Raw genomic sequence first — 13,377 nt, forward strand, 5'->3', positions numbered from 1 at the left:
CGTTTAAACCCCGGAGACGTTTAGTGGCTTCCGCATTGCCCATCCACGCCTCCGGGCAAAACCACCAATCTTTACATCATCGGATCAAGAGCTAATGCCGGATGGCCTTTTTCTGTAAGGAATCCAACCAGTGTCTCCGGATCAGTAGCGATTGTTTCATCACCGATCATATCTGTAAAGTTTTCAATACCATAGAGTTCATTTGCTGTCTTATTAAGACGTTCAGCAACAAACTCTTTCAGTTCTTTCGGCATCCATACGATACGTTCAATACCGCCTTCTGCCTTCATGAACTTCTTGGAGCTGATGAAATGTTTACCATGTCCCATGAAACCAGGTGTCTGAACACCACCGCCTGTCATGGATGCCATTTCTGAGAATGTCATTCCAAGAGGTGTCATGCCTGCATACTCACGGTTAGCGATAACAACACCATTGGAGAATGGCTCGATACCGCAGATACACTCGAAGCATCCGCATGATGTCATAGGATCCTGCATGATAGAGTACAGTGTAACGTGCTCTAATGCACCCTGGGATAATTTCTTAACAGCTTCATCTACATCTTCATAAGAACCAAGGTTCTCATCAATTGGTCTTTCTTTTGTAATTACCTGGCAAGGTCCGTTTGGATCCAGCTCGTTGGTAGCTTTTGCATCCAGCCATGAAACGGCACCGCAAAGTCCAAGTCTCTCAGGTGTAACAACACATACGTGAGACGGGGAGAATGCCTGGCAGAGGATACAGCTGTAATATACATCTACAGATTCGTCTGTCAGAGTATTCAGACGGTCATCACGTTTCTCGAAGATCGGGATAGCAACTTCATGACGGATTCTTGTACACTCAGCAGGATCTGTATAAATAGTAACTTCACATTTATCAACAACTGCGTCAAATTCATTCTTAACCTGTGTATAGAGAACTTCACCGATATGTTTGATCTTGAAGCCTGCAGCAAATGCATCTTTGCTGATACGGATTCTCTGCATATCTCTCTGTCCTGTATGGTATACACCTTCGATACAGTTGATGTAGTTATGGAACTTACGCTCGATAACAGGTTCAAAGTCAGGCTGCATGTTTTTACCTGCAACTTTAACAACATATGCAATGCTGTTCTTGCTGCCAAGTTCCATGTCGTCTACTTCCGGACCAACAACTGTAATCTTATGGTCTTCTACTTCACTTGCATCACATGTATGTACAAGCTCTGCACAGTCTACACGGGAACCATCGAATTCAACCTGCATGTCTTTACGACGGATAATCTCACCTTCGAATGCAGATGCGAAAGCAACCGGGATATCGATGTTTGTAATTTTAATCTTGATGTCACGTGCTTCCAGAGAAGTTGCATTCCATTTGGAGATGTCTTTCTGGCAGATCAGGCTCTTCGGTACTCTTGCAACATCTTCCTGGTTTGTGATAACCGGGAATCCAAGAGCGATAGCGCCTGCACCACAAGCTACGATCACATCATTTAACGGTGCAAATGCATTAACAAATGCAGGTACACGTTTCATTGTGTAATCCATCAGAGTTGCAGCATCACCTGGTTTTACGTTACCGAAGATAAGAGCTGCACGAAGTGCTACAGATACTACATGGATAACTGCTGTAACGTCTTTTCCAAGCGGGATAACACGTACGTTAGCACCTGTCTTGTATCCAACTTCCTCTAACTGGTCAATAACGTCACCAACCAGAGTGATCAGGATACCCTGAGACTGATAGGATTTAACAAGGTCTGCTGCTTCCTGAGCGGAAGGAGCTTTTCCAAGGATAACTGCTACACCAGGGATATCGCCTGTTACAAGCGGTACACCAAGTTCACGGATCACTGCATCTGCAAGATGTCCGTAGCAAGGAGCTTCATATGGTGTAGCTCCGTCAATATATTTCAGAACTTCGATAAATTCTGCGCAGAGAGCTGTAGCAACACCTGACATAAATACATCATTTGTTCTCTTCTCTCTTGTCATAAGAGTCTTTACTACTGCAAGAGCATCTTTTAACTCTGCAAGAGTTCCAACCTTTGTTCCTGTTACTGCATAGTAGCATGGTAAGGAATATGCTGTATCAGGGAAGCTGACTGCTTTGTCAGCGCCGTATTTTTCAATTGCCTGGTTAATGGCACCCTCTGTAAGTCCATAAACCGCGTCGTTTCCCGCAAAAACACTTTCAAATAAAGTCACTTGTTCTACCTCCTAATATATGATTACTGACGATCTATCTTTTCTTTTATTTTAATGATCTCATCGGTAACTGTCTTGCTGAAGTCATACGGGGATTTTCCCTGTCTGTCTGCATCAATTACCTCTGTGTTGTAATGAATCATACCTAAAAGATCTTCCTGTGGAATCCGTTCTCTGATAAAGTTTTCGTCATCTTCATTGCGCACTTTGTTTGCGACAACCTTTACCTGAGACACTCCTAAATCTTTTGCCAGGCGCTTTACATTTTTATATGTCTGCACACTCCTTGCACCTGGTTCGATCACTACGATAAATGCGTCAACTCCTTCTGTGGTTCCTCTGCCGAGATGTTCCAAGCCGGCTTCCATATCAAGAATTACTACATCTTCTCTTCTAAGTACCAGATTATTGATAATGCGCTTTAACATTACATGTTCCGGGCATACACATCCGCCGCCGCCTGTCTCGACAGTTCCCAGGACAAGGAGACGCACGCCATTGCAGACCTTACCATATTTCTCCGGGATATCGTCTACCTTCGGATTCAGATGATAGAACTGATTTCCCGCAGTGGCACCTGTACGTTCTTCCACAAGTTTACGCATTTTGGAAATTGGTACAATAGAATCCAGTGTTTCTTCATCAAAGCCTAATGCAAGACCAAGATTCGCATCCGGATCCACATCTGCTGCAAGTACCGGTCTTCCCTCTGCTGCATACAACCTGGCCAGCGTTGCTGCAAAAGTAGTTTTGCCTACGCCGCCTTTTCCTGTAACTGCTATTTTCATTTTACGTCATCCACCTTTTATTACATTTTTAAGATCACAGCAGATTAGATTCCTAATGCTGTTCTCTTCTCTTCGATTCTTTCGATCATCAGATCAACTAATTTCTCAATATCTGTTTCTACTGTATAAGCAGCTCCTGTCCATTTTCTTGTTCCCTCTGTAAGGAGCTCTCCCATTTCTGAAGAACCGGAAACATATGGATCAACACCAAGGAATGTATCAATACCAGTACCTACTACATAGTTACCGATGGATACAGCTTTTTCAGACATCCACTCAGGAGCACATCCAACTACAGGAAGCTGATTGATCTGAAGACCTGCATCTTTTGCAAGTTCAGCAGCAAGGATCATCATACGGGAAATATCTACGCATGATCCCATGTGGAGTACCGGTGGGATATCAGCCAGTTCACAGACACGTTTCAGACCTGCACCGCAGAGATCTTTTGCAGATTTGTCCATAAGACCTGCTTTTGCAGCTGCCTGTGCAGAACATCCGGAAGCAATGACAACGATATCATTGGCGATACATTTCTTCATCAGTTCAATATGTGCATAGTCAGGACGGATCTTAGGATTGTTACATCCAACCATAGCAACAGCACCACGGATAACACCGGAAGTGATGCACTCAAGTAATGGTTTTGTTGTTCCTGTCTCATCAACCTGAGAGTTTGTAACACCGTCAAGAACCTTAACGATTGCTTCTACGGAATAACCAACTGTAGCTTTCTGTTTCAGCTGTGGGATATGTACAAGTTCAGGTTTTCTGTTCTTGAAGTTGTCAATAGCCATCTTGACGATTGCTTTTGCATTCTCTCCTGCTGTCTCAGCATTGAATCTGATAAATTCAGCATCAGGCATCTGAGCGATCGGAGAAGTTGTGATAAATTTAGTATGGAAGCATTTGCTTAAAGGTCCTAATGCAGGGAAGATACACTGAACGTCTACTACGATCGCTTCGCAGGCACCTGTCAGTACTACATTCTCCTGCTGCAAGAAGTTACCGGCCATCGGAACACCGCGACGCATAGCTACTTCGTTTGAAGTACAGCATACACCGGAAACAGTGATTCCTTTTGCTCCTACAGATTTTGCATAATCGATCATTTCTTTGCTGTCTGCATATTCACAGATCATCTCAGAAAGGCTCGGATCATGTCCGTGTACAACAATGTTTACGTTTTCTTCAACCATAACACCAAGGTTAGCTTCTGTGTCAATTGGCTTCGGAGTTCCGAATAAAACATCAGAGAACTCTGTTCCCATCATGGAACCGCCCCATCCATCAGCCATACCGCAGCGAAGAGACTGTTTTACCAGTGCTTCCGGAAGAGAAGAACATCCCATATGTGCCATATGTAAAGAAGTGGAAACCTCACGGTCGATCGCACGTGGTGCAATTTCATTTTCAATCAGTTTCTCTTTCTGTCCTGCAGGCATTCTGTCAAGGAATCTCTGATATCCAAATGGTTTACCATATTCCATCAATCCTGTCTCAGCCATTTCATGAGCCAGATCATAGATATCTTTTCCTTCTGTCTCTACGCCCCATTCTTTTGCGATACGGATCAGTTTCTCAGGATCTTTTACCTGATAGTTTCCGCCGTCTTTTGCACAATATAATGTGTGGCAGATTTCACGACCGTGATCAGAGTGAGTAGCTGCACCACCTGCTGTAAATTTCAGGAAGTTTCTTCCTACGATACCATGGACGTCACATCCACAGATACCTCTTGGTGCTTTAGGGGTAATACGACATGGTCCCATAGCACAGATACGACAGCAGACACCCTGCTCACCGAATTTACAATGTGGAGTCTGATTTTTTACACGGAACTGCCATGCGTCAGCTCCAACCTTTGCACCTGTCTCCAAAAGTCTGGCAGTAGCCTCTTCAAACTCTTCCACTGTAGTTAATTTGAATTCACTCATTATAGACCTCCTTTAATTCTGGTTTGTGCATATCCTGTTTTCATGCACTTTTATTTTTAATAATCCCGCAGATAAAGAACCCATCCCTACCCATGGGTTATTTTACCGTAAATAAAACACTTTTTTTGTATGTTGTGCCTAAGATTCTCAATTTTCCCATGCACACAAACATCCCTTACCGTATTTCATACGGCAAGGGGTGCATATTATAAATCTAACTTGTCAACGATCGCACGAAGAGCAACCTTGACAGGGTTATTTTCCGGAAGTGTACTTGTCGGACGACCCTCGCAGTCATATTCATAGACTGTTTCGTCCTGTGGAACAACACCCAGAAGTGTCAGACCCTGATTGGCAATTTCTTCCTGAATTCCTTTGTTCAATTCCCCTTTCGGAGCTCTGTTGATAATCAGGCCGACTGTATCCGGATGCATGTCACATTCCTTGATCAGTTCTGCAATTCTGCCTACTGCCTGTACGCCCCTTCTGGAGCAGTCGCTGACCAGAATAGCAGTCTGCATGCTCGGAAGAACACCTCTGCTGATATGCTCCATTCCAGCCTCATTGTCTACGACAATATACGGATAATTATTCTGATATTTTGCAAGCTGAGTCTGAAGAAGTCCATTCACATAACAGTAACAGCCTTTTCCCTGTGTTCTTCCCATTACAAGAAGATCAAAGTCATCGTCCTCAACCAGCGCATCTTCAAAGCGCATTTCCGCATAATCTGCCTTGGATACTCCGGCAGGGATTGGATTCTCTTTTGCAAGTTCTGCACGGGCGATTTCTTCACGTACATCGCCAAGAGTGGTCTCCACCTCTACCCCAAGTACCTCATTGAGATTTGAATTCGCATCAGCATCTACTGCAAGAATCGGTCCTTTTCCCTGTTCACACAGATACTGGATCAGCATTCCGCATAATGTTGTTTTTCCTACGCCGCCTTTTCCTGCGACAGCAATCACGTGTGCCATAAAACCAGGTGCCTCCTAAATCTGTGTTATATTATACTAATGTACGAAGACCGGATCTGTCGATGATCTCAGATACGTCTTTCCATTTGTTCAGTGCATAGAGATGGATACCATCTACGCCCATTGCACGATATTCATCGATCTGTCTGATTGTATATTCGATACCTTCTTCTTTGAATCTCTTAACTTTGTCATCATAGAACATATCGAATGGTTTTCCGTCAGCATCTTTTGCTGCGAATGGATTCGGGAACAGCCAGTTTCTGGAGATGAGTCTGCAAAGCTCACTATCCATTACACAGCCGTTACGGGAAAGTGCCATGTTGATTGTGGCAGACATGTCGAGGATTGGCATTACCCCAACATCTACAGGCATTGTAACACCAGCTTCACGGATTGCATCCAACCAGTATTTGAACTGTTCCATATCCCAGCAGAGCTGAGTCATGATGTAGTCTGCGCCATTGTCCTGTTTCTGTTTCAGGACTGCGATATCAGCATCAAGAGAACGACATGCAATATGTCCTTCCGGTGATCCTGCTACTGCGATCTCAAATTTATCACCAAATTCATTACGTACGAATTTAACAAGATCTGTTGCATAATTGAAGTCACCGCATGTTGTTGTTTCACCAAGCGGAATATCTCCACGAAGTGCAAGCATATGATCTACGCCTTCATCTAAGTACTGCTGAAGCTGATCTTTGATGCCTTCTTTTGTATTTTTGATAACTGTGAAATGTGTTACAGGTGTTGTACCTGCTTTCTTGATCATCTGACATACTTCACGGTTTGCACCAACGTTTCCGCCGCCTGCACCATATGTACATGAAATGTACTCCGGTTTGTATTTCATCAGATGTTCAATTGTTCCTGGAAGGTTTTCCATACCTTTTTCTGTCTTAGGTGGGAATACTTCGAAGGAAAGGAGCATTTTCTCTTTCATTGCTTCTGATAATTTCATAGTTACTACCTCCACGTCTTTTATTATTTATTATCAAGGCATTTATTTCTGCCTTTGATTCATATGAAATCCAATCCGCCGCAAATCCGCATTCTTTCCGCAGGGCGAATCTTCATTCGCAGGTATTAATCACATTTAAGTTTCACAATGCTGTTGGCAAGGTCAACCATAAGGATTGTTCCCTCAACTACTCTTTCGTCTCCCATGATGTCACGGAGAACCAGCTTGTTTCCGTCCACATCAATGCGGGATACATTCTTAAAGATAACAGAATCATCGCTTTCTTTATATACAGTTGCTAAACACATGTGATGCCGCCTCCTATTTCATTTCTTCTTTAACAAGTGTTAAAGCAAGCCCAAGTCTCATATTGCCTTTTTGGAAATCTGCAACAGCTTCCTTGATCGTCTTACATGCTGCATCCATTCCCATCTTGGCAAGATTATCTGCCATCTGATCCAGTTCCTGAGCATGGTGCTCGTTATGCTGAAGCATATATGTCAGAAGTGCCAGTGTTTCGTTCTTACAGTCTCCCTCATTACAGGATCCGCAATGACTGTTCTCACAGGCATGGTCTGTATGGGTATGTCCATGATCATGACCGTCGCCATGAGTATGTTCATGAGTATGAGTCACACCATCTTCATGAGTATGCTCGTGGGTATGTCCGTGTCCATGCTGGACAAGATTCCCGTTTTCATCTTTGATTAAATGCATGATTAAATGCCCCTTTCTATTGAAAAACATGCTGAATCTATAGAATTCCCGCTGTTTTTATGACAATTAATTATCAATTTATTGATATTATACATCGTTTTTTTCATTTCCGCAAGGTATTTAGCATAAAAAATTACCAAATAATTCTGAAATATTCGCCCATAAATAGTCTTTTTTACGATATGTGTTAATTGTTTAACTATTATGTTATTTCGTTAACAACATGAACAATAAAAAAGTTAATAAATTTGATGTACTTGCGACATACTTTTATGTTATACTTAAACAAGATTATCGGGCAAAACCTTAATTGTCCGCCAAAATATCGCAAAGTATACAGGATTGCTGAAAATGTAACAAACAGCAAACTATATATCAAGCAAGAGGATTAGAGGAATTGGAGGAATTATTTTGAATAATACCGTTTTTCTGAATACAAACAGAGAGATGCCTTTACTGGGTCTCGGGGTATACAAAGCTACCGGAGAAAATGAAGCAGAGAATGCAGTCATTTCCGCTGTTGAATCCGGATATCGTCTCATCGACACAGCTTCCGTATATAAAAACGAAGAAAATGTCGGACGCGGCATCGCCAGATGCGGAATTCCCAGAAGCGAGCTTTTTATCACCAGCAAGGTCTGGAACACAGCACAGCGTCTCGGAGACATTCAGGGAGCTTTTGAAAGAAGCCTTGACCGTCTGAAGCTGGATTATATTGATCTATACCTGATCCACTGGCCTGTTCCGGGATGTTACCTCAGCACATGGAAAGTGCTGGAAGAAATCCAGAAAACCGGACGTGCTCTCTCTATCGGTGTCAGTAACTTCGAGATCCGGCATCTGGAAGAGCTGGCAAAGAATTCCGGCATTGTCCCTGCTGTAAATCAGATCGAATGCCACCCACTGTGTTATCCTAAAGAACTGATCGACTACTGCCAGGCCAAAGGGATCCAGGTACAGGCTTATGCGCCGCTTGCAAGGGGTGCTTATCTGGACAATGATCTTATGTGTGTGCTTGGCACCAAATATGCTCATACGCCTGCCCAGGTCGGTCTTCGCTGGGCAACACAGAAGGGAATTTCCGTAATCCCGAAATCTGTTCATCCTGACCGTATCAGAAGCAACGCTGATATCTTTGATTTCACCATCGAACAGGAAGATATGGATCTGATCGATGATCTGAACGAAAATTTCCACAGCTCTCATGTCCCAGAAGATTTGAGAGATGTTGCATTTTAACCGTATCAGACCAATAATAAAGCAGGCATCCCAAAAGTGCCTGCTTTAATCATCTGCATATTCTCTTTGAATACGTCAGATCCCAAACTAATTATTATCCCACGGAAGCATCGGTGTTTCCACCTTCTTATCTCTTACCATCAGGTCGATCACTGCCTCTGCAGCGCTCTTTCCTTCAAACAGAACTTTATTTATTTCTGTGATGATCGGCATCTCCACATCATATTTCTCTGCCAGTTCTTTGGCAGCTTTCGCAGAATAAACACCTTCAACCACCATCTTCACTTCATCCATCGCCTGCTGCATGGTATATCCCTGTCCCATCAGATATCCTGCCTTGCGGTTACGGCTGTGAACGCTGGCACAGGTAACGATCAGATCTCCGATTCCGGACAGACCGTAAAAAGTTTCCATACGTGCGCCCATTTTTACGCCAAGACGGGAAATCTCTGCGATCCCCCGGGTGATAAGGGCAGCTTTTGTATTGTCGCCGTATCCAAGTCCATCTGCTGTTCCCGCCGCAAGAGCGATCACATTCTTTAATGCAGCTCCAAGTTCAACTCCCAGCATATCCGGTGTTGTATATACTCTGAATACAGGACTCATGAAGATTCCCTGCAGATATTCCGCAGTCTCTCTTTTATGAGAACTTACCACACAGGTCGTAGGCAATCCTTTTCCAACTTCCTCTGCATGGCTCGGTCCCGAAAGTACTGACACATCTGCCTGTGGAAGTTCCTGTTCGATGATCTCGCTTAATGTAAGAAGTGTTTTCTCTTCCACACCTTTGGCAACATTTACAATTTTCTGCCCTTCTTTTACAAAGGGCGCCAGCCGCTTACAGGTACTTCTGGTATAAGGAGACGGCACTGCCAGCACAGCAACATCCGCATCCCGCAGACTTCTCTCAGCATCTGTTGTAATGTCAATTGGTTCAGGAATCTTAACACCCGGAAGTTTGCTTACATGTTCACGTTTTTCTCTTAATGTTGCAATCTCTTCTCCAAGTGCTGACCAGAGGATCACCTCATGTCCGTTGTTATAAAGAAGAATAGACAGGGCGGTTCCCCAGCTTCCCGCACCAAGTACACTGATTTTTGCCATATAAACACCTCTTTTTTATTTATTTTTCTTACTCAGATAAATCTTGCTTTCTGTTCCGTCAAGAAGGCGGTGGATGTTCTTCTTATGTCTGTAGAATGCCAGCACTGTCAGGACTCCCATCACAACATAAAGTTCTATGGTATGTGCATGGTCCATATGATAAGATCCCATCTGCCCAAACACGATCATACTGATAAACGCGGCAAAATATGCACTCACTGAACACAATGAAACATAATGTGTCAGAAAGAACAATCCAAAGAATACGATCGCACAGATCACAAAAATGCGCCAGTCAAATGCAATAACAAGTCCTACAGACGCAGCCACACCTTTTCCACCTTTGAAATTCAGATAAAACGGGAAATTATGTCCCAGGATGCATCCTGCTGCTGCATAAAGGCTTAACAACGGCAGAATATCACTGTAAGAATTTCCAAATACTGCTCTTGCGATCAGGATCGCAACCACACACTTCAGACAGTCACACAAAAGATTCAGTGCTCCTGCCTTCTTTCCAAGTGTACGCAGCACATTGGTAGAGCCGAGATTTCCGCTTCCCTGTTTCCGGATATCGATATGATAAATCTTTCCCAAAATATATGCGGTCTGAAAGAGTCCGCAAACATACCCTATTGCTATACAAACCAAGCGTTCCATGATTATTCCTTCTCACCTCGTTCACGAATAATGAATTTCAGTGATGTTCCTGCGAATCCGAACGCATCCCTGATCTTATTCTCCAGGTATCTGGTGTAGGAGAAATGCATCAGTTCTTTGTCATTGACAAAGATTACAAATGTCGGTGGTTTTACAGCAACCTGAGTCATATAGTAAATCTTCAGTCGTTTACCCTTGTCAGACGGCGGCTGCTGCATAGCAACTGCCTCGGAAAGGATCTCGTTCAGGACACCTGTCTGGATACGAAGTGTCTGGTTCTCAATAACTGCATCAATAGTCTCAAACATCCTGGAAATCCTGAGTCCTGTTTTTGCAGAAATAAATACCAGTTCTGCATACGGCATATATGCCAGAACCTCGCGGATCCTGTTTGTATGTTTATAAATGGTCTTATCATTCTTCTCAATGGCATCCCATTTATTTACAGCAATGATAACGCCCTTTCCTCTCTCATGGGCAATACCTGCGATCTTGGCATCCTGCTCTGTAACACCTTCAGATGCATCGATCATAACGATCACCACATCTGCACGCTCTACAGCAGTTACTGTACGGATCACACTGTATCTCTCGATTTCTTCTTTTACCTTACCCTTACGGCGAAGTCCGGCTGTATCAATAAAGATATAGTCCTTACCCTGCCACTTCACTCTGGTATCTACCGCATCTCTTGTAGTTCCTGCAATATCAGAAACGATTACACGGTCTTCACCCAGAAGTTTGTTTACCAGAGAAGATTTTCCTACATTTGGTTTCCCTACGATCGCAATTCTCGGGATCTCATCGTCTTCCTCTGTATCTGCGTCCTCCGGAAAATGCTTGATCACTTCATCCAGCATATCTCCCAGTCCCATACGGTTTGCTGCTGAGATCGGCATCGGTTCACCGATACCAAGATTATAGAACTCATAAACATCCATCATAAATTTCTGAATGCTGTCTACTTTGTTTACAACAAGGACAACCGGCTTTCCGCTGCGACGGAGCATATCTGCTACTTTCGCATCGGAATCCACAAGTCCCTGATGAACGTCTGTAATAAAGATGATTACATCTGCTGTATCAATGGCAATCTGTGCCTGCTCTCTCATCTGAGAAAGGATGATGTCACTGCTGTCCGGTTCAATACCACCTGTATCGATCATGGTAAATGCCTTATCCAGCCATGTTACATCTGCATAAATTCTGTCTCTTGTAACGCCAGGTGTATCTTTTACAATAGAAATCTTCTCACCTGCCAGTGCATTAAACAATGTGGATTTACCTACATTAGGCCTGCCCACTATCGCTACTACCGGTTTGCTCATATATCTGTCTCCTTCTTATCTTTTTATGGTCTGGTGCCTCGATCAGACAGTTTACCAGGTCTGCCCCCGGCTCATCTACTACCACGACCTCTGTCTTAAGAGCCTGTCTGACATCCTCCACCGTCAGGTCATCCAGAAAAACATCCTCGCCACTTCTGAGCATATTACACGGGATCAGCACTTTTTCTCCCAGATTTCTCTGAGCAAGCTGATCCATAAGATCAGTCGCTGTGATCAGACCCGAAACTGTGATCTTCTCTCCAAAGAAATTATTCTTTACCGCATATACTTCAGCCTGGACATTCGGAAATTTTTCCTGTACCAGTTTTATCATTCTGCCTATATAAGGTGCTGCCAGCCGTCCTGTCGCAACAGTCGCGTTTACTGTTCTGTCATCACCTTCAAGCTGCTCAAGTCTCTCTTTTACTTCTGTTTCAAGCAGGCGCATCATACCAACACCGTTTTCCAGCTGAAGGTATCCGTCGTATCTGCCCTCTTCGGGAAGTTCATATCCCGCAAGAATATACCATTCATCCGAAGCATGCACAAAATGAATGTCATGCTTCTTCACCATAATCTTCTGCCACCGCTCTACCTGACTGATCAGGTACCTCGCATCCTCTTTATCAAAAGATTCCAGTGGATACAGGCCTTTTCGATATTTGGAAAGACCTACAGGCACGATTGAAACGCTCTGCAGCACAGGAGCATATTCCGAGAGTTTCTCCAGACTGTATTCCAGTTCATCTCTGTCGTTAATCCCCTTGCAGAGAACAATCTGTCCGTTCATGGTCACATCACCCTTATAAAGCTTGTCAACTTTTGCAAGGGCATCTCCGGCAAATCGGTTATGGAGCATTTTACAGCGAAGCTTTGGATTCATAGTCTGAAATGATACATTGATGGGTGAAAGATGAAACTTGATAATACGATCCAAATCATAGTCACTCATATTCGTCAGGGTAACGTAATTTCCCTGCAGGAATGACAGTCTGGAATCATCATCTTTAAAATATAAAGTTTCTCTCATACCGGGTGGCATCTGGTCAATAAAGCAGAAAATACAATGATTGGAACAGGAGCGGTACTCATCCATAAGGCTGTTCTCAAACTCCACTCCAAGGTCATCTTCGTATTCCTTCTCTACTTCCAGTTCCCATTCCTCGCCATTCTTCTTACGGACAAGGAGTGTAACAAATTCGTCGTTCATCAGATAACGATAATCAAACACATCCTCTACCGGCTGGCCGTTAATGGAAAGCAGCGCATCCCCTGGTTCCAGTTCCAGTTCCTCCCCGATACCGCCGGGAATCACTTTGGATATAATGTGTAAATTTTTTTTCATGAATCATAACTCCATCAGGATATATCCGGAAACTGTGGGATCTTTTTTCCGTTATATCTTTTCATTCGGACACGGTCATACGTATCCACGATAAACTCATTATCTCCTATATCATAACAA

The 13,377-nt window shown here is 43.5% G+C and carries 12 protein-coding genes; 1 reads left to right on the top strand and 11 read right to left on the bottom strand.

Features of this window, described 5'->3' with window-relative positions:
• Window positions 1–71: 71 nt before the first annotated feature.
• The 7 genes from acsB to R8695_RS09895 form a co-directional block, all read right to left on the bottom strand.
• Window positions 72–2,198 carry an acetyl-CoA decarbonylase/synthase complex subunit alpha/beta gene (gene acsB, locus R8695_RS09865; protein ID WP_118508873.1) on the bottom strand — a complete coding sequence of 709 codons (2,127 nt, stop codon included), beginning with the start codon at window positions 2,196–2,198 and terminating at the stop codon, window positions 72–74.
• Between the two features lie 23 nt (window positions 2,199–2,221).
• Entirely contained in the window at window positions 2,222–2,986 is a 765-nt protein-coding gene (locus tag R8695_RS09870) for an ATP-binding protein (RefSeq protein ID WP_019161837.1), read from the bottom strand.
• Between the two features lie 44 nt (window positions 2,987–3,030).
• Window positions 3,031–4,923 (bottom strand): anaerobic carbon-monoxide dehydrogenase catalytic subunit, encoded by a 1,893-nt coding sequence (cooS, locus tag R8695_RS09875; RefSeq protein ID WP_154779775.1) that lies wholly within the window; start codon window positions 4,921–4,923, stop codon window positions 3,031–3,033.
• A gap of 206 nt (window positions 4,924–5,129) precedes the next feature.
• Complete coding sequence (locus R8695_RS09880) at window positions 5,130–5,900, bottom strand: ATP-binding protein (RefSeq protein WP_118508871.1); 771 nt, start codon at window positions 5,898–5,900, stop codon at window positions 5,130–5,132.
• A 31-nt stretch (window positions 5,901–5,931) separates the two neighbouring features.
• Window positions 5,932–6,864: a methylenetetrahydrofolate reductase gene (locus tag R8695_RS09885; RefSeq protein WP_154779776.1), complete on the bottom strand. Its 933-nt coding sequence runs from the start codon at window positions 6,862–6,864 to the stop codon at window positions 5,932–5,934.
• 125 nt (window positions 6,865–6,989) lie between these two features.
• Window positions 6,990–7,172, bottom strand: coding sequence for a CooT family nickel-binding protein (locus R8695_RS09890; protein ID WP_118508869.1), 183 nt, complete (start codon window positions 7,170–7,172; stop codon window positions 6,990–6,992).
• Between the two features lie 13 nt (window positions 7,173–7,185).
• Window positions 7,186–7,581: a DUF8180 domain-containing protein gene (locus tag R8695_RS09895; protein ID WP_118508868.1), complete on the bottom strand. Its 396-nt coding sequence runs from the start codon at window positions 7,579–7,581 to the stop codon at window positions 7,186–7,188.
• Window positions 7,582–7,992: 411 nt separating this feature from the next.
• Between R8695_RS09895 and R8695_RS09900 the strand changes: the two genes are divergently transcribed.
• A complete protein-coding gene (locus R8695_RS09900; RefSeq protein ID WP_118508867.1) occupies window positions 7,993–8,820 on the top strand; it encodes an aldo/keto reductase in 828 nt (275 codons plus the stop codon).
• 87 nt (window positions 8,821–8,907) lie between these two features.
• Here R8695_RS09900 and R8695_RS09905 read toward each other — a convergent pair whose 3' ends face one another.
• Genes R8695_RS09905 through R8695_RS09920 form a run of 4 tightly spaced genes read right to left on the bottom strand, consistent with a single transcriptional unit; the run spans window position 8,908 to window position 13,257 of the window.
• Entirely contained in the window at window positions 8,908–9,924 is a 1,017-nt protein-coding gene (locus R8695_RS09905) for an NAD(P)H-dependent glycerol-3-phosphate dehydrogenase (RefSeq protein ID WP_118508866.1), read from the bottom strand.
• Between the two features lie 15 nt (window positions 9,925–9,939).
• Entirely contained in the window at window positions 9,940–10,584 is a 645-nt protein-coding gene (gene plsY / locus R8695_RS09910) for a glycerol-3-phosphate 1-O-acyltransferase PlsY (protein WP_154779777.1), read from the bottom strand.
• Between the two features lie 2 nt (window positions 10,585–10,586).
• Window positions 10,587–11,912, bottom strand: coding sequence for a ribosome biogenesis GTPase Der (gene der / locus R8695_RS09915; RefSeq protein WP_118508864.1), 1,326 nt, complete (start codon window positions 11,910–11,912; stop codon window positions 10,587–10,589).
• Window positions 11,875–13,257 carry a DUF512 domain-containing protein gene (locus R8695_RS09920; RefSeq protein ID WP_154779778.1) on the bottom strand — a complete coding sequence of 461 codons (1,383 nt, stop codon included), beginning with the start codon at window positions 13,255–13,257 and terminating at the stop codon, window positions 11,875–11,877. The genes der and R8695_RS09920 overlap by 38 nt, the downstream gene beginning before the upstream one ends.
• Window positions 13,258–13,377 lie beyond the last annotated feature (120 nt).

The sequence above is a fragment of the Blautia luti genome (assembly GCF_033096465.1).
Classification (GTDB): Bacteria; Bacillota; Clostridia; order Lachnospirales; family Lachnospiraceae; genus Blautia_A; species Blautia_A luti.